This window comes from Lautropia dentalis (assembly GCF_003892345.1).
In the GTDB taxonomy this organism is placed as follows: Bacteria; Pseudomonadota; Gammaproteobacteria; order Burkholderiales; family Burkholderiaceae_E; genus Lautropia; species Lautropia dentalis.
The window spans coordinates 1,150,338-1,168,603 of sequence record NZ_RRUE01000001.1 but is presented as its reverse complement, the minus strand read 5'-3'; the positions used below and the strand labels follow the sequence as shown (position 1 = coordinate 1,168,603).

The window sequence follows — 18,266 nt, the reverse complement described above, 5'->3', positions numbered from 1 at the left end:
GGAGAACGCCGTCCCCGGAATCCCGCCTTGATCCGCTTCGACAACCTCAGCCTGGCCCGCGCCGGGCGCCCGCTGTTCGGCAACGCCTCGCTCATCATCAACCCCGGTGAGCGCGTGGCCCTCATCGGCGCCAACGGCAGCGGCAAAAGCTCGCTGCTGGCCCTGCTCCGCGGTGATCTCTCGCCCGAACAGGGCAATGTCGACCTGCCGAAGCTGCGCATCGCCTGGCTGGCCCAGCATGCGCCCCAGGCCAGCATCGACCCCGTTCGCTTCGTGATGAACGCCGATGCCGCCCTGGTCGCCGCAGAAGCCGCCATCCGGCAGGCCGAGGCCAACGGCAACGGCGAGGCCATGGGCGAAGCCTACGCCCACTGGATCGACGCCGGTGGCCCCTCGGCCGAGGCCCGCGCAGCCGAACTGCTCGACGGTCTGGGCTTTGGCCAGGCGCAGCTCTCCCGTACCGTCGACGAACTGTCGGGCGGCTGGAAGATGCGCCTGAATCTGGCCTGCGTGCTGATGGCCCCCAGCGACCTGCTGCTGCTGGACGAGCCCACCAACCACCTCGACCTGGACGCCGTGCTGTGGCTGGAACGGCAGCTGATGCGCCACCCCGCCATCCAGCTGATCGTCTCGCACGACCGCGACTTTCTCGACCGCGTGGCCACCACCAGCCTGGTCATCGAGGACGGCACCCTCAACCGCTACCCCGGCGGCTACACCGCCAGCGAGAACATCCGCGCCGAACGCGCCGCCCAGCGCGAACGCGAACGCCGCGAACAGCAGGCCCGCATCGAGCACCTCAACCGGTTCATTGCCCGCTTCCGCGCCAAGGCCACCAAGGCCAGGCAGGCGCAGAGCCGCCTGAAGGCGCTGGAACGGATGGAGACCATCGCCCCGCTGCGCGCCACCCGCGGCATCGATTTCGAATTCGCCCAGCCGCCCGAGGGCCCCGATCCACTGATCCGCGCCGAGCACCTCGCCTGCGGCCACAGCCCGCAGCAGCCCGTCGTCACGCTGCCCGAACTGATCGTGCGCCGTGGCGCCCGCATCGGCATTCTGGGCCGCAACGGCACCGGCAAGACCACGCTGATCCGCACGCTGATCGGCGATCTGGCACCCCTCTCCGGCGACCTTACCCGTGCCGCCACCCTCGATACCGGCTACCTCGCCCAGGAGCAGATCGAAGACCTGCGTCCCGACGACTCCCCGCTGCTGCACCTGGCCCGCCAGGCACCGCAGGAGCGCGAGCAGGTGCTGCGCGGCTTCCTGGGCGCCTTCGGCTTTTCGGGCGACGACGCGCTGCGCCCCACCGGGCCGATGTCCGGCGGCGAGAAGACCCGCCTGTGCCTGGCCCTGCTGGCCTGGGAGAAGCCCGGTTTTCTGGTGCTGGACGAACCCACCAACCACCTCGACGCCAATACCCGTGACGCCCTGGCCGACGCCCTGGCCGAATTCGAAGGCCCGCTGCTGCTGGTCTCGCACGACCGCTACCTGCTGCGCAGCACCGTCGATGAATTCTGGCTGGTGGACAACGGCGTGCTCCGCCCCTTCGACGGCGATCTGGACGACTATGCGCAGTGGCTGCAGAAGGAGCGCAGCAGCAAGGCCGCCGCCGATGCCGCAACGCAGGGCAGCGCGGGCAAGGGCGGCGCGACCACCACGGATAGCACAGACGGTGCCAATGCGGCAGCCGGGGGCCATGCCGGCAGCCACCCGGACCATCACGAAAGGAGCGGCGAACGGGACGGAACCACGACTGCCGCCAATATGGCCAGCGGCAGCGCCGGTTCCACCAACCGCGCCAGCGACCGCCGCGAGCGCGCCCAGCAGCGTGCCGCCCTGGCCGCCCGCAGAAAGCCCATCGAACAGGCCATCCGGAAGATCGAACAGCAGATGGAACAGCTGCAGGCCCGCGCCGACGAGATCGACCAGGCGCTGGCCGCCCCCGATGCCTTCAGTGACCGGGCTGCCGCCACGGCCCTGCAGCGCGAGCGCGCCCAGATCGGCACCGATCTGGAGGCCCTGGAAAACGACTGGCTGGAACAGCAGGAACGGCTGGAGGCCGTGGAGCGGGAGTAATTACTGCAACGGCCCTTTCAGCGACGGCGGCAGCGGCACCGTCATCACCTCGATACCTTCCTCGCGCAGCTCGGCCGTCTCCCGCGCCGTGGCCGTGCCGCGAATGGCCCGTGCCGGTGCTTCCCTGAAATGAATGCGACGGGCTTCCTCCGCAAACCGGCTGCCCACGTCCTCGGTGGATTCCACCAGCTTGCGCAGCCCCCGCATCAGTGCCCCCTGCAGCTCGCGCATCTGCTCCGCACCACCCGACAGACCGGACGAAGGCATCTCCTGCCCCTTCTGCCCCCGCTCACGTTCCCCTTCGGCACCCTCCGCGCGCCCCTGTGCTCCCGCCTCTGCACCACTGCCCCGGCGGCCTTCGGTCTCCCCGGCATGTGACAGGTTCAGCCGCGGCGCCGACAGCAGCTTGCGCACCTGGCGCGAGCCGCACATCGGGCATTCCAGCAGTCCGGTCTCGCGCTGATGCTCGAAATCATCCGCCGAGGCAAACCAGCCCTCGAAGGCATGCTCATGCTCACAGCAAAGGTCGAAGACTTTCAGAATGGCCTCCTGTAGCGTCCCTTCCCGCGGGACAGGGAACAGATGAGGGAACATGCACCTGCTGGCGCCTGTACAACCAGCCCCCAGGCGCGCGGAGAACATGCCAGCGTTCAGGATATCCAGCACATCGGCCACAAGCCGCCCCACGCGCTCGGGGAACGCATCACCGAGATTCTGGAGCATGTGCCGATGCGCCAAGCAGCCCCACGCGCGGGGAACGCACGTCCGCCGTTGCGCCGGCAACCGGGCTTCGTCCAGCCCCTCGCGCACAGACCCACCAGCACGCCGTATCCGGTGCCAGCCCCCACAAGCGAGGAGCGCACAAAAAAGCGGCCCCGAGGGGCCGCGTGCATCAGCGGGCCGACGCACGGGTCACTGATGATCCCCCGAAGCGTCGTCGCTGTCCAGATGCCGTTCGATCTTCAGGCTGCCCTTCAGTGCGGCAATCCAGGCCTGCGTCTCGGCATTGGCCAGGGTCTGGCGCAGCTGACCCTTGTAGGCATCCATCCGCTGCTTCGCGGCATCATCCGGCGGCAGGGCCTTTTCCACGCGGATCAGCTGGTAGCCTGCATGGCCCAGATCGGCCCCCACCCAGGCCGGCAGCTGGTCTGCCGGCACACCGAAGGCGGCCTGCAGGGCATCACGCTGCAGACGGCCCGGCTGGGCACGGCTGACGGTATTCTCTTCGCTCAGCCCCGCAGGTGCCTTCGCATCCTTGCCGGCTTCCTTCAGCGCCGCCAGCTGCTTCTCGCCGGCCTCGCGGGCCAGACGGGCGGCCTCGTCGGCCATCCAGCGCTGCTTCACCGTGTCCTTCACCTCGTCGAAGGTCTGGCGATGCTGCGGATGGTGAGCATCCACGCGGGCCGACACCAGCACGCCCGGCGCAATCTCGATGGCCGTGGTGTTGCGGTGCTCTTCCAGCGCCTCGGGTGCATAGAGCTGGTCCAGCAGGCGGGCGTTGGCCTCCACCGAACCTTCCCGGGCACCGGCGGCCGGCTTGCGTGGCAGCCCCTCGGCCTTCTCGATGTTCAGCTTGAAGCGCTCGGCCACGGGCTTGAGCGAATCGGCCTGCTCGTACACCATGTTCGACAGGTTCTCGGCCTCGGCGTTGTAGCGTCTGGCCGCCTCTTCCTCACGCCACATCTTCAGCAGCTCGGGCTTCACGTCCGCCAGCGGCTTCTCGCCCCCGCCCTTCACGCCCGTCACCTTGATGACGTGATAGCCATACTCGCTTTCCACCACGTCGGTGAAGCCTGGCTTGTCCAGCGCAAAGGCAGCGTCGGCAAAGGGCTTGACCATCGTGTCACGCTCGAAAAAGCCCAGATCACCGCCCTGCGAGGCCGAACCCGGGTCTTCGGAGTTCTTCTTCGCCAGCTCGGCAAAGCCGTCCGGATTGGCCTTCGCCTCGGCCAGCAGCGCCTCGGCGCGTTCCTTCACCTTCTTCCGGGCAGCGTCATCGGCCCCTTCCGGCACCTTCAGCAGGATGTGGCTGGCCTGACGCTCGTCGGCATCGTTGAACTGATTGCGGTGCTTCTGGTAGAAGGCTTCCAGATCCTTCTCCGAGGGCTCGGCATCCTTCGGCAGGATATCGGCGCGTTTGAGCGCCACATAGCTGATGTCCACCGACTCGGGCTGGTCGAACTCGGCCGCATGGGCGTCGTACCAGGCTTTCAGCTGCTCATCGGTCGGGTTCAGGCCCTTTTCGTAGTCCTTCGTGGGCAGCAGCAGGGTGCGCACCACGCGCCGGTTCTCCAGAGTGGCCACCAGACTGTCCACCACCGCCTGCGGCACCATGGCCGATTCACGCACGGCGCGCTCCACGGCCCCCAGCGCCAGCTGCTGGCTGATCGAGGCCTCGTACTGGGCAGCCGTCATCTGGTTGGCCGCCAGCAGACGCTGGTAGGCCTCGATGTCGAACTGCCCCTTGTCGGTGCGCAGGTCCTGATGGCGCTGCAGAATGGCGCGCTGGATCTCGGGCCGCGCCACGGTGATGCGGTTCTTGCGCGCATCCACCAGCATGGCCTGCTGGGTGATGATGTTCTCCAGCACCTCGGCCCGCATGGCGGGTGAGTCGTACACCGCCGCATCGAAGTTGTCGCCCAGCATCTGCTGCATCTGCTGGACCTGCTGCCGGTAGGTGTTGTCGAAATAGGCGCGCGGCACCGGCTCGCCTTCCACCGAGGCCACCGCATCGCCGTGGCCGAACATCTGGTCGTAGCCGGATATGCCGAAGAACACGAACGCGGGCAGAATCAGCACCAGCAGCAGCGCCTGCGCCAGCCGCTGGTGGGTTCGGATGAAATCAAACATGGGATCCTGGTCGGTAAAGAGAGGAATCCCCGTAGTTTATTCGAGATGCGCGCCGTTGCCCGCAGCATGGGGGCAAATCGCCGTGGCTGCAACAGACAGGTACAAGCGGCCAGCAGAGTGGCGCAGGCATGGCCCCATCAGGCATGGGCATGAACCCATTCTTCTGCGCGACACTGCCATTTGAACGTACGGGACAGGGTGGCAAGGCCGCAGAATCCCCGATGGCCTCACGGCACTGCCGGCACAGTTCTAAATCTCGGCCAGCCAGCCTTCCTTCAGGGCGGCACGGGTCACCCTGATCACCAGCACCAGCACGCCTCCCGCCACGGGGGCGGCTACCAGCAGCGCGGCAGACAGCGGCCACTCCGCCGCCAGGGACAGGGGCACCACCAGAATCATCAGCCTGACCAGAATCCGGAAGAAGGATCTCATCTCAACCCCCGCGCGCCATCCCGGGCCGCACGGCCTCCCTCGAAACCGCCCTGCCCCTCATTGATTCTCCCCGGGAAATACACCGTTTCAGCATGCATGGTGCAGGATGCTAGCCAGCGCCGTGCGCCCCGGCTTCCCGCAACCGCCAGCCGGGCACAGCGGCCCCCCAGGCGGCACGACCAGGCACGCAGACCACACACGCCTTCCCGGGCATGCTCCGGCCTCACTCCGCGCCGCTCTTGCTCGCCACGCGCTGTGCAAAATAGTGGTTGTAGGCCACGCGCCGGTCGGCATAGGCGTCGTTCTGCCAGCCCACGCAGCGCTGCGCGTAACGGCGCATCGAATCCAGAATGCGGGCAAACACCGGATCGCCATTGCTGTTGCGCACCGTCACCCGGTCCCACGCCACCAGTTGCGCCTTCAGCACCGACTCCGGCGTCTTGTAGAAGCGCACGCCCTGCACCTCGCGCATCTCGATGTAATGCGTGGAATTGGCATTGGTCTGGCGGCTTCTCATCATGGCCGTCACGGCCTGTGTCGCGATGTTCACCGCCTGCTGCCAGGCCGGCGACAGCGCGTTCCAGGCGTCGCGGTTGACCAGCAGCTCCACCTGTTCGGTGATCTGGTGAAAGCTCTGCAGCATGCACACCTTCAGCACATCCGGCAGGCCCAGCGCCCGGTCACTGGAAATGGTGCTGAACTCGGCCGCCTCGATCTCGCCGCGACGCAACGCCGGCACGATCTCGTCCACCGGCAGCTGGAACACCGTGGCACCCAGCTCCTGATAGATTTGCGCCGCCAGCCCCCCGGCATGAAAACGCATGCCGGCCAGGTCCTCGGTACGCGAAATGGGCCGCTTGAACCAGCCGAAGGCCGGCGTGGGCAGCGGCCCGTACAGCAGCGAATGCACCTTCAGCCCCTCGGCCTCGTACAGCTCCTGCAGCATGGCCTCGCCGCCACCGTGCTGGTGCCACGACAGCAGCGTCATGCCGTCCATCCCGAAGGCCGGGCCACTGCCCCACAGCCCCAGGGCCGGCTGGCGCATGGCATCGAGGCTCAGCACACGATGGGCCGCCTCCAGCCTGCCCCGCGACACGGCCCCGGACAGCGCCTCGGTGGGCACCTCACGACCGGCCGGCAGCACCTCGAGCTGCAGCCGGCCTTCGGTCATCGTGCCCAGCACCTCGGCCAATGTGGTGATGTACGCATGAAAATCATCTTCCAGCGTCCAGGCCATCTGGCAGCGCCAGACCACCGGTGCCGGCTGGGACTCCGCCCGGGCACGGGCCATGGCCGTGCGGGCCCGGACCGCCGACGGCCCCAGGGCCAGTGCCGCCAGTCCTGCCCCCAGACCGGCACCCTGCAGCAGCCGGCGACGTGCCGGCGGTGCGAGCGTGGCTGCCGGTACACCGGCAGATGCCGTACGGCCAGCCACAGCGGTGCCGGATACGGCAGACCCCACGGCCTGCCGATGCTCACCAGCCGGCCGCCAGGGCGATTCGAAGCCTGATTTCATGCGTTCTTTTTGCAGATCACTCCGCGCGGGCAGCCTCCCGGCGCCAGTAACGGTGACCGCTTTCTCCCTCGTAATACTCGCGATCATCGTCGATGTAGATGCCCTTGTCCACCAGCGGTTGGCCCGGACGCCACTGTTCGGGCACCTGCCAGACCTGGCAGACCAGACGGCCTGCCGTGGCCAGCGCATAATTCCAGCACAGGGCCGCCTCCTGGGCACCCGGGCCTTCACGCAGCACCAGCTGGGCGAACTGCGGACCGTTCTGCCACTGCTGCAGCACCTTGCCGAACGGCACTTCCGCTTCCCTGTGGACCCGGAAGGCACTGTGCGCCGTCAGCATCACCGTCTGCGTCTGCGCAGGGGCCGGCACCATGAACTGCGTACCGTACTGCGCGCCCTGACGCACCGAGCGCATCGTGCGCACCGACAGCCAGTTGCCCACGGCCAGCCCACGGTCGTCCTGCGAAAAATAGGTCAATGCCCAAAGATCCGTGAACGGACGGTTTGCACCGGCACTGCGCTGGTTGTCGTTCTGCACCACATGACGCTGGTCATAGCGGTAGGCACCCGGCATCGGACGATAGCCATCCGCCACGTTGTACACCGGTGGCACAGTGGGGTTCGACGGCTGCGCATAGTCGGTCAGACCGCTGCGTACGTCCACCGCCGGCGTCAGCACGTCGTGCGTGACCACACCACCCATACCATGCACCTCGGCCGCATGCGTGGCGGCACTGCCACTGCTCTGGTCCAGCATCGTGGCCAGCACGGCACCGCTCACCCCGGTGGCCGACAGCGGTGCACGGGCCACGGCCTCGGCATGCAGCACCGGCCCCTGCACGGTCACGCCCTCGCTGCCGGCCGCGCCGGCCCGGACGGCCATCACCATCGTCAGCACCGCCAGGGCGCCGGCCGAGATCATCCAGTTCTGGTTGTTGCGCTTCATGTTCATTGCTCCCTTCAGCGGCCAGCCGTCAGCTGCTGCCAGTACAGATGGCCGGACTCGCCCTGGGCCATGCGGTTGTCATTCACGAAATTGCCCCCGTTGGCCAGCGCGCCACCCGGCTGCCAGCCCCCCGGCACCTGCCAGGCCTGGCAGTACGTGCGCTTCAGGTTGGGCAGCCAGAAGTTCCAGCACAGCTGCGGCTGGCTGCTGCTGCCGTTCTTGAGCAGCCACAGCTGCACATAGGTGTTATCGGCACTCCACTGCTGCACGAGGCTGCCGTAGGGCACCAGCTGGTCGTCACGCCAGCGCGGCATGTTCTGGCCATAGAGGTTGGCCCGCCAGTACGGTACCGGCGCAGCCCCTTCGCGCACCGGCACGCCCGGCACACCGGTACGGTCATAGCGGCCGTTGTCCAGCTTGTTCGGCGTCCACGACATCACGTGCAGCATCTTGCCCACCGACACCGAACCGGCGCCGGAGACCAGCAGCGTGTTCATGTTGAACTCGCCGAAGGGACGGGTGGCAGCGCTGCTCGAGCCATACAGGTTCTGCACACGCATGTACATCTGCAGCTGGCTGCGCCGCTCTGCCGGCAGGCCGCCCTGGAACCCGTCATTGGCGGGCGTCAGACCGAAACCGGCCGTCACCATCGGCAGCGCCGTATCGTTGACCACCGAACCATTGCGGGCCGCCACCGGCACCAGGAAGGTGTGGTCGGTCGGACCGACCTCGTGCAGCGGGTTGCCCGCATGCTGGTCCAGCAGCGTCGCGAGCAGCGCACCGCTCACGCCCTGTACCGAATACGGTGCCTGGCCGGCCGCCACGGAGGCGTCACGCGCCACACCACCGGCGCGCACCAGCTCACCTGCTGGCCCGCGTGCCGGTGCTCCGTCCGCAGCCTTCAGCGCGACCGTCCCGGTCGACGGCAGCACATCCACCACCGTCTGGCCCACCGAGGCCAGCAGCAGCGGTGCATCGCCCGCACGGGACACGTTGTCCTGCAGCTCGGTCACATCGGCATCCGTTCCACCCGCCGCCTTGACCACGGCCGCCAGCGTCGCAGCCTGCGCCGCTTCGCCCTCGAACTGGACCGTTTCCACGGCCTTGCTGGCCGACACCGCATTCGATGCCGCCGCATCGCTGCCATTCTCACCACTGCCACAGGCCGCCAGCACTGCCAGCATTGCGGCACTCACGGTCCATTGATTGCGCTTGCTCACCATGTTCTTTCCCTGGTTGCTCCATTCCGGTTGAAAAGCACCCTCACCTTAACCAGCCGTCATGGGCGCAACCAAACCAGCGGCGACAGACGGCAGTCGCACCATCACATCAGCCACAGACGGGCAGATGAACGGCGGGCAGGGCTGACATGGGCACGCAGGCAAACAGCAGCCGTAACGCTGATCACAAACCGGCAGAGGAACAGCGGCCGTGACACTGATGCGCGGGTACTCGCAGGACCATGGCAAAGCTTTTTCGTCACCTGTGGAACGACCTGCACGCGCAGAACTCATGCGCACCGGGGTGGTTCGCGCCAGAATCATCACCCAGTGGCTGCCATGCCACAGGACTCGTGCACATCGAGGTGGTTCCCTTCGGGCAGCCTCCAGACCTCTGTGCTCGCCCCCCCCCACACACAACTGCTCGGCCCGCAGCCCAAAGCCCAGCGTCTCAAACCCGCCCGGAACCATCCAGTAACGCCCTCACCTGCTCACCCCCTCCCCGCCAGTACCACCCGCGCCCACCCTGCCGCCCAGTCCGTGAAATCCACCACGCATCCCGTCCGACGCACCGCCGGTCTGCCACCCGCCGTGACTTATTGCCGCGCCCGGAACGCCGCCTTTCCGTAGGATGCACGGCACTGACAGCCCGACGGACGGCGCCGCGCAAGCGCCCCGACAGTCCAGACGGCCAGCCGGCCGCACAGCCTTCCGGACAAACATCCATCGCCGTGCGTGCCGATCCCGGCACCCATTTTTGCCTGGCCCGCCCAGGCCAACCGAAACGAGGTGAGCCCCATGTTGACGTTGACCACTACCCGCAAACTCCAGATCAGTGCTGCCGTGATGCTGGCCCTCGCCGGCTGCGGCGGTGGCGGCGGCAGCACCAGCGAGCCGCTGGCCACCGCGCCGGGCGGCAACACCCAGGCAGGCGCCATCACGGCGCCGAATGCCCAGACGCCAGCCACACCAGCACCCCAGGCACCGGCCACACCGGCCCCGCAGGCCCAGGCCGACACCACCCCGCAGCAACCGGCCGCCCCCACCGTGCCGGAACAGCCCGCCAAACCGGAACAGCCCGCTCAACCGGCACCCCAGCAGCCCGACACATCCGCCAGCACCCCGGCACCTGCCGTACCTGCTGCACCGGCCGTCCGCGCTGCCATCAGCGCCGAGGGCATCACCGGTGCCGTGCTGGCCACCATGCTGGACCAGCGCAGTGTCGAACCGGGCGAGCAGGACAGTGCCCTGGCCTGGCCCTCCACCCTCGATGGCCAGTTCCTGAGCACCACCCACGTTCCGTCCGTGCAGTCGGTGCAGTTCCGCAGCACGCCGTATGCCGGTGAGGGCGAGCGTCCGGGGGCACCGGGCAGCTACAGCGCCGCCAACGGCATTTACACCTACACGGCCTTCAACGGCACCGTCCACACCGACAACCCCAGTACCTACGCCGTCAACTCCATCGGCATGGACCTGGACATCAACCGCACCGACGATGCCGTCGTGCTCGGCACCAAACTGGTTGCGCTGGATGTCAACGGCGAGAACTACCAGAACGGCCCCCACTACACCAGCCACGGCTACAAGGTGGGTGACAACGAGCTGATCCGCTACAACGAAGTGCTGACCGAATGGGAAAACGGTGCCCACAGCGTGCAGATCAGCATCGCACAGGTTGCCGACGACCAGGCCGCCCTGTGCTGGAACTTCCACCTGCCCAACACCAGCCGCCTGTACTGCAACAAGTGGAAAGTGCCTGCCGACTGGAAAGCCGGCCAGCCGCTGATCCACGCCGGCTACTACCTGGTCGAAGACCGCAACGGCGAAAAGCTCTACTGGCATACCAAACCGGTGAGCCGGTAATCCCACCCCGGGCGGGAGCGGGCCCTGGCAAAGCAGCCCGCCCCGTCCGTCATCAGGCGCCCTCCCCAGCGCGTGTCATGGACTCATTCGTCAGATCCAGCACCTTGGCAGCCGCAGTCTGTTGACAGATCCGACCCTTATCCGGCTGGCTATCCCTCTCCAGCCGCCGCTGCAGTCTGTGCGGCACCCCAGCCGCCAGCCCTATCCGCTGGCGGCTTTTTGTCATGTGCGCCCAGCATGGGCGCACACCTGCGGGTGCAAGTCCCGCCACAAGCTGGCCACAGTGAGTGAAGTGAAGCGCAACTGCACAAGGGCGACCGAGTGTGGGAAGGAAGCGTGGAGCGTAATCTGCGGGCCGATGTACAAGAACCGGATACAAGGCGTTGCCGAGCAGGGCGAACGGGCATGTAACCGCGAAGCTCTTGTGGCCAAGGCGAGGTGACGTAAATCCGGCGGTCGTGCAGAGAAGGTGTGCGTTCTTACCTGGGGAGATCTCGCCTTATGCTCGAAAGGGCGACGGTGTCGAGCCGGAGCGAGAAGTCAGCAGAGGTCGTAGTAGCAGGACCAGCCCCATGATGGGACACAGGTCAGGCGAAGGACCGAACGAGAGGATGTGTTGACAGGATCATGTCGATGTCAAAGGCCATGCATCAGAAGCCTGCACGAGTGGGGCGACATGCAGTGAGTAGGGGTGAAGCCCCGAGGGGCGCATGTCGTGATGAAGCCTGCGGCCCGCGACATGACACCGAAGACACAGGAGCAGGGCTGCTCGATGCAGTTCTGGAAAGAGCCAACATGCAGCGGGCATGGAGGCGGGTGAAGGCCAATCGGGGAACGGCCGGTGTGGATGGTCTGGACATCGACCAGACAGCCCGGCAGCTCAAGACCGAATGGCCGCGAATCCGCGAAGCACTGTTGCAGGGGACGTACCGGCCCAGCCCGGTACGACGGGTCATGATTCCGAAGCCGGGAGGTGGACAGCGAGAGCTGGGCATCCCGACGGTAACGGACAGACTGATCCAGCAGGCACTGCTGCAGGTACTGCAGCCGATGATTGATCCGGGCTTCAGTGAACACAGCTACGGCTTTCGGCCGGGACGGCGTGCGCACGACGCGGTGTTGGCCGCGCAGTCGTACATCCAGTCCGGCAGGAAGATCGTGGTGGATGTCGATCTGGAGAAGTTCTTTGACCGGGTCAATCACGACATCCTGATGGATCGCGTCAGAAAGCGCATCGGAGATGATGGCGTATGCCGTCTGATCCGGGCGTACCTGAACGCGGGAATCATGGATGGCGGCGGGGTCGTAGAGCGGCACGAGGGGACACCGCAAGGTGGACCGCTGTCGCCGCTGCTGGCCAACCTGCTGCTCGATGAGGTGGACAAGGCGCTGGAGGCGCGCGGGCATTGCTTCGTTCGGTATGCCGACGACTGTAACGTATATGTGCACAGTCGTCGGGCAGGCGAACGGGTGATGCAGCTGTTGCGCCGGCTGTACGGCAGGCTGCATTTGCGGATCAACGAATCCAAGAGTGCGGTGGCCAGCGTCTTCACTGGCCGCAAGTTTCTGGGCTTCAGCTTCTGGATGGCTCCGAAAGGGGTCGTCAAACGGAGGGTGGCCCGGAAAGCTGTGATGGCCTTCAGGCAGCGTGTGCGCTGGCTGACCCGCCGCAGTGGCGGACGCAGCATACAGCAGGTGGTCGATGGGCTTCGCCCATTGCTGCTGGGATGGAGAGCCTATTTCGGACTGGCGCAAACGACAGGCGTCTGGCGAGAGCTGGATGAATGGATACGTCACCGGCTGCGGGCCATCCAGCTCAGGCAGTGGAAGCGGGGCAAGACCATGTTCAGGGAGTTGTGCGCCATGGGCGCAAGCACGGAAGTGGCCCGGAAAGTGGCGGCAAACAGCCGGCGCTGGTGGCACAACAGTGCGATGCTGCTCAACAGCGTGCTGACCCTGTCATGGTTCGACAGTCTTGGCCTGCCCCGTCTGGCATCATCCTGAATGTTCTCTCGAACCGCCCGGTGCGGACCCGCATGCCGGGTGGTGTGGCAGGGGTGCAGCCCAGAGGGCTGCCCCCTATGCCGATGGGTCGGCCCTGTACATCGCGAACGCCCCCTGATCATTCGTGGCGCCAATAGTCGCCGTCAGCCAAAAACGACAATTTCGCCTTCACATTCTTAACAAATGTGTCAGCCACGTTATTCCCGGATAAACGGTAGGGGTTTGGAGATAAACTCCCGCCCTGCTTGGCAATCACCTCCTTTTATTCGGTTCAGCCGCCCGCGTGGCGGATTCGTATGGGTGGAATCATGTTGACGAAAAACAACAAACTTCAAATCAGTGCTGCTGTCCTGCTCCTGCTGGCTGGTTGCGGTGGTGGCGGTGGCGGCAGCGAGGCTCCGAAGGCTGTTTCGCCCAGCCCGGCTGCGCCCACGGCCCCCTCGTCGTCCAGTACCGGAACCACTTCGGGCACCACGTCGAACACCGCATCGGCCGCAACGAACAGCGGCACGACCACCACCGATCCGGCCACCCAGGCTGCCGTCACCCAGGCCCAGAATGCCGCCATTCAGGCAGCCAATCAGGCGCAGGCCGCTGCTGCCCAGGCCCGTGCTGCGGCCGAGGCTGCTGCCGCCGCACAGACCGCCGCTGCCCGGCTGATCAACCAGGCCAACGCCAGTGCCGCCGAGCGCACCGCTGCCCAGCGGGAGGCCGCCCAGAAACTGTCTGCAGCCCAGGCTGCCGCCAAGGCTGCTGACGAATCCGCGAAGAAAGCAGCGGCCGAGGCCGAAAAAGCCAAAGCATCTGCCAGCAACGCCGCCTCCGCTGAACAGAACACCAGTTCCGCCGCCGCCCAGGCCGCTGCTGCCCAGAGGGCCACTGCCGACAAAGCTGCGGCCGATGCCGCTGCTGCCAAGGCCGCCGCCGATCAGGCTGCTGCCCAGAATGCCGCCACCCAGGCTGCCGCTGCCAGGGCAGACGCTGCTGCCCAGAGCGCCACCCAGGCCGAGGAAGCCCGCAAGGCCGCCGAACGCGAAGCCGCTGCCAAACGTGCTGCCGAAGAACAGGCTGCCGCCCAGAAGCGTGCCGAGGAAGAAGCTGCCCGCAAGAAAGCCGAAGCAGAAAAAGCCGCTGCTGAAGCTGCCGCCATCAAGGCCAGGGCCGAACAGGCTGCAGCCGAGCAGAAGGCCGAAGAAGAGCGCAAAGCCCGTGAGGCCCAGGCCGAAGCCGAGCGCAAGCAGAAGGAAGCCGAAGAGGCCCTGAAGAAAGAACGCGAAGAACAGGAAAAGCAGGAGCGCCTGAAGCGCGAGCAGGAGGAAGCTGCCCGCCAGGCCGCACTGGAAAAACAGGCCGCCGAGCAGGCTGCGAAAGACGCCGCCGAGCGTCAGCAGAAGGAAGAAGAGGCACTCCGCAAGCAGGAAGAAGCCAAACGCGAAGAAGAGCAACAGCGCCTCGCCCAGGAAGAAGCCACCAGGCTAGCCAAAGAGAAGCAGGAAGCCGCAGAAAAAGCCCGGGCTGAAGAGCAACGCAAGGCAGAAGAAGCTGCTGCGGAAGAGAAACGCAAGGCCGAAGCCGCTGCCGAAGAGAAGCGCAAGGCCGATGCAGCTGCCGAGGCAAAGCGCAAGGCCGACGAAGAGAAAGCCAGGGCCGCCGCCGCTACCCAGCCGCAGAACAACGGCCAGCAGAACAGCAACGCCGAAAGTGGCAACCAGCAGCAGGCCAAGGGTGACGAACCCAGCCCGCAGCAGCCCAACGGCGCGGCCATCAACCGGCCGAACCTCGATCACCCGAAGGATCCGATCCATTCGGGAGGCGTCAACGGTGCCGTGCTGGCCGCCATGCTGGACCAGCACAGCGACAGTGTCCTCAACGATCCACAATCCATTGCCCATCCGCTGGATGGTCTGGCAGCGCCCAACCTGCGCTCCAGCCAGACACGGGATCAGGGCTATGCCGGCTCGGGCAATGCCGTCATCGGCAACTATTCACCGGCCAACGGCACCTACAGCTACATCACCTTCAACGGTGGCAAAGTGGAAGGGACCGGCAACAACGCCTTTGATGTGAACCAGGTCAGCAGCGAGCTGCAGGTCACCAATGGTGCCGACAGCGTCACGCTGGGCTCCACCCTGCATGCCACCGACGAGGGCGTTTTCGATCCCAAGGACGGCACCCCCTACACCGGCCGTACCGAAACCATCAAATTCGATGAATCGGTGGCTTCGGGCAAGCACATCTTCGAATGGAAGAACGGTGCCAACTTCGTGCAGCTGATGGTGATGGTCACGGGCGAGAACACAGCCCAGAGCTGCTGGACCTACAAACTGCCGAAAACCCAGCGTACCTACTGCAACAACTGGCAGGTACCGGCCGACTTTGCACACGGCAAACCGCTGCGTCACCTCGGCTACAGCATCGAGGACGCCACGGCTGACGGCAAGAAAAACCGCTGGGCCAGCAAGTAAACAGGGTAACAAGGCAGACCATCAGTATCGGAAAAATCGGGGAAACAGGTTCCATCTGCGAACCTCATCCCCCGGTAGCATGCCCCGGACCGGGGCATGCTTCCATTCTGGCTTTACGCCCTGGCACCCTGGGTCAGTTTTCAATCGGCGTTGACACCAGCTCCTGTCTGACCGGATGATTCGACATCATCAATCGCCAGCCCTGACGCTGGCATTTTTTTGGTCATGGCATCATGTCCTCCTGCCGGCATTTTCTTTCCATGGCATCACGCCGCCGATCATGTTCAACCAGCTATCTCACATACGGCTGTCTCACACCCGGCTGTCACCGCCAGACAACATTCGGAGGCAAACATAATTAATCATTGTTGCATATCCATTGCAGCCTGATCGGCGGCCGGTTTTTGGCGATAGACTCGCGCTCTCGCTGGACCGTCCAGCCTTCTGTCTGCAATCACCGCCCGCGTGGCGGGCCTGATGGGTAAACACCATGGTGACCAAATCCAATACATTCCAGATCAGCGCTGCCATTCTGCTCCTGCTGGCCGGTTGCGGCGGCGGAGGCGGGGGCAGCGAAGCTCCCAAGGCCGTGTCGTCCAGTCCTGCTGCGCCGGGTGCATCCAGCAGCACTTCAACGCAATCAAGTACAGAGTCCCAGGCCGCACAGGACGCAGCCAAAGCTGCACGTGAAGCGGCAGAAGCGTCAGCCGCTCTGACCGCAGCTGTCCAGGCAGCCATTCAGGCCTCTCAGGAAGAAGCGGCCGCAGAACAGGCAGCCGCGGAGAAAATTGCCGCAGCCGAAAAGGCAGCAGCAGAAGCCAAAGCAAAGCAGGAAGCTGCCGAGAAAGCGACTCGTGAAGCCAAAGCAGACGCCGCTGCACAAGCCGCAGAAGCACAAAAGGCTGCCGAAGCACAGGCAGCAGCCGAAGCGGCTGCCGCCGCTGCAAAACGTGAAGCGGCTGAGGCAAAAGCCAAGGCCGAAGCAGCCCTTGCCACCCAGAAGGCCCGCGAAGAAGCAGCCACAACCGCCAAGGCCGAAGCAGAAGCGGCAGCGAACAACAGCAGCCATGGCAACACAGCCATCAACCGCCCCAACCTGACCCACCCCAGCGACCCGATCCACCCCGGTGGCGTCAACGGTGCCGTACTGGCTGCCATGCTCGACCAGCACAGCGACACGGTGGTCAACGATCCGCAGTCCATCGGCTATCCGGTGGACAACGACGAGGCGCCCCCCGTTCTGGCCACGCAGAGCCGTGACCCGGGCTATACCGGTGAAGGCCGGGGCGTGCTGGGCACCTATGCCTCCGCTAGTGGCAGCTACACCTACTTCACCTTCAACGGCGGCAAGGCCACGGGCAGGGGCGGCAATGCCGACTTCGCCGTCAACCAGATCACCAGCTCCATGCAGGTCATCAACGGCACCGATGGCGTGACGCTGCCCGCCACGCTGACCGCCACCGAGGAAGGCGTGTTCGACTACCGTCAGGGCACCACCTTCACCGGCACGGCCGAAACCATCAAATACGACGAGGAAGTGGCCTCCGGCAAGCACGTCTACGAATGGAAGAACGGTACGGACTTCGTGCAGCTGAGCGTGACGGTCACGGGCACCGACACGGCCCAGAGCTGCTGGACCTACAAGCTGCCAAAGACCAGCCGCACCTACTGCAACCTGTGGCAAGTGCCGTCTGGCTTCAAAAAGGGCCAGGCGCTGGTGCACAAGGGCTTCACGCTGGTCGATTCGCTGGACAACCAGCTCGAGGGCAAGAAGAACCGCTGGGCCAGCCGCTGATCCTGGTATCGCGCAATCGATATGGCCTTTCCCGGTGGAGCGGGAAGGGCCATCTGCGCAATCGTGGATTGCTCCTGCATCGCCGGCCTTTGCCGGTGGCGCGGGAAGGGCGTCCACCCCTGCTCCACCCCACGCCCGGGAAGGCTGCGGCATCTCATGGTGAACAGATGGCCCCGGGACCCATATGGCTGGCAAACAGCCTCAGAGCAGCTGACACGCATTCAGGCCCCGTCCAGCACGGATTGGCGCGTCATTCCGGCACCAATCGACGTGTCATTCCGGCACGGATCGGCGTGCCATGAACCCCGTCTCTCAGGATCTGGCCGTCACTTCCTCGCCAATGGCGTAGAAGTGGCCGCCAGCCACGTGATGGAGCGTGCGCCACTGCGGACCGGCAGAATCGAACTTCCAGTGGCCGTCGAACACGATGTCATCGGCCCAGGCGTCCAGCACGGCGCCAATGAACAGATCGTGTTCCTGCTGGTTGTGTGGCTCGGGAATGAGCTTGCACACCATCCAGCCGGCGCAGCCCCGCACCAGCGGCACGTCGAACTTTTCGGGGTAGAAAAGCGCTGCCCCGCAGTGCGCCACCTTGTCCGGGTCGTTCCGGCCCGAGCGGCTGCCCAGCGCGGCCACCATGTCCACCTGCGACACCACCGGCACCTGCAGGCCAAAGTAGCCGCTCTGCTCGATCAGTTCGCGCGTGTACGTTGCCTTGTCCAGCACCACGCTGACCTTGGGCGTGGGCGCAAAATCCACGATGCCCGCCCAGGCCGCAGCCATCACGTTGCTGCGGCCACCGGCTCTGGCCGATACCAGCACGGTAGGGCCGGTGTTCATCAGCCGGTAGTATTTGTCGAGTGAAATCTGTCTGATCAAGGGCCTTCCCCTTTCCATTCAAAGAAACAACACGGAGCCCCCGCGGCAAAAGCATGGAAGCGCCAGAATCCCTGCATGGGAGCGCCAGAGTCCATGATCGGGCCGGGCCAGAAAACGCCCTGTCGGCAACAGCAGCGCGCTATTGGCGGCAAATGGCAGCAGGCCGGATCGCCCGGACATGGAAATCAGCCTGCCACAGCGCCCTTGCGGGGCGTTC

12 protein-coding genes are annotated in these 18,266 nt (G+C 65.7%); 5 read left to right on the top strand and 7 right to left on the bottom strand.

The window, feature by feature from the left end; translation table 11 throughout:
• Positions 1-27 precede the first annotated feature (27 nt).
• A complete protein-coding gene (locus EHV23_RS04400; protein WP_125094873.1) occupies positions 28-2,079 on the top strand; it encodes an ABC-F family ATP-binding cassette domain-containing protein in 2,052 nt (683 codons plus the stop codon).
• On the opposite strand, the gene EHV23_RS04395 is transcribed toward EHV23_RS04400, so the two are convergent.
• From EHV23_RS04395 to EHV23_RS04370, 6 genes are all read right to left on the bottom strand, one after another.
• On the bottom strand, positions 2,080-2,802 hold the full coding sequence (locus tag EHV23_RS04395) for a DUF1178 family protein (protein WP_420813025.1): 723 nt from the start codon (positions 2,800-2,802) through the stop codon (positions 2,080-2,082).
• Between the two features lie 189 nt (positions 2,803-2,991).
• Positions 2,992-4,929, bottom strand: a complete 1,938-nt coding sequence (locus tag EHV23_RS16375) for a SurA N-terminal domain-containing protein (RefSeq protein ID WP_125094872.1) — start codon at positions 4,927-4,929, stop codon at positions 2,992-2,994.
• 249 nt (positions 4,930-5,178) lie between these two features.
• Positions 5,179-5,361 carry a hypothetical protein gene (locus EHV23_RS04385; RefSeq protein WP_125094871.1) on the bottom strand — a complete coding sequence of 61 codons (183 nt, stop codon included), beginning with the start codon at positions 5,359-5,361 and terminating at the stop codon, positions 5,179-5,181.
• A 223-nt stretch (positions 5,362-5,584) separates the two neighbouring features.
• Positions 5,585-6,877, bottom strand: a complete 1,293-nt coding sequence (locus EHV23_RS04380) for a TRAP transporter substrate-binding protein (RefSeq protein ID WP_125094870.1) — start codon at positions 6,875-6,877, stop codon at positions 5,585-5,587.
• 16 nt (positions 6,878-6,893) lie between these two features.
• Positions 6,894-7,823 carry a hypothetical protein gene (locus EHV23_RS04375; protein ID WP_125094869.1) on the bottom strand — a complete coding sequence of 310 codons (930 nt, stop codon included), beginning with the start codon at positions 7,821-7,823 and terminating at the stop codon, positions 6,894-6,896.
• 14 nt (positions 7,824-7,837) lie between these two features.
• Positions 7,838-9,046 (bottom strand): hypothetical protein, encoded by a 1,209-nt coding sequence (locus EHV23_RS04370; protein WP_125094868.1) that lies wholly within the window; start codon positions 9,044-9,046, stop codon positions 7,838-7,840.
• A gap of 795 nt (positions 9,047-9,841) precedes the next feature.
• Between EHV23_RS04370 and EHV23_RS04365 the strand changes: the two genes are divergently transcribed.
• The 4 genes from EHV23_RS04365 to EHV23_RS04345 all read left to right on the top strand — a co-directional run bounded on the left by EHV23_RS04365 (position 9,842) and on the right by EHV23_RS04345 (position 17,170).
• On the top strand, positions 9,842-10,906 hold the full coding sequence (locus tag EHV23_RS04365; protein ID WP_125094867.1) for a hypothetical protein: 1,065 nt from the start codon (positions 9,842-9,844) through the stop codon (positions 10,904-10,906).
• Positions 10,907-11,533: 627 nt separating this feature from the next.
• Complete coding sequence (ltrA, locus tag EHV23_RS04355) at positions 11,534-12,910, top strand: group II intron reverse transcriptase/maturase (protein ID WP_125094866.1); 1,377 nt, start codon at positions 11,534-11,536, stop codon at positions 12,908-12,910.
• Between the two features lie 308 nt (positions 12,911-13,218).
• Positions 13,219-15,375: a hypothetical protein gene (locus EHV23_RS04350; protein WP_125094865.1), complete on the top strand. Its 2,157-nt coding sequence runs from the start codon at positions 13,219-13,221 to the stop codon at positions 15,373-15,375.
• Between the two features lie 490 nt (positions 15,376-15,865).
• Positions 15,866-17,170 (top strand): hypothetical protein, encoded by a 1,305-nt coding sequence (locus tag EHV23_RS04345; RefSeq protein WP_125094864.1) that lies wholly within the window; start codon positions 15,866-15,868, stop codon positions 17,168-17,170.
• A 312-nt stretch (positions 17,171-17,482) separates the two neighbouring features.
• Here EHV23_RS04345 and EHV23_RS04340 read toward each other — a convergent pair whose 3' ends face one another.
• Positions 17,483-18,010, bottom strand: a complete 528-nt coding sequence (locus EHV23_RS04340) for a flavin reductase family protein (protein ID WP_238990361.1) — start codon at positions 18,008-18,010, stop codon at positions 17,483-17,485.
• Positions 18,011-18,266: the final 256 nt, after the last annotated feature.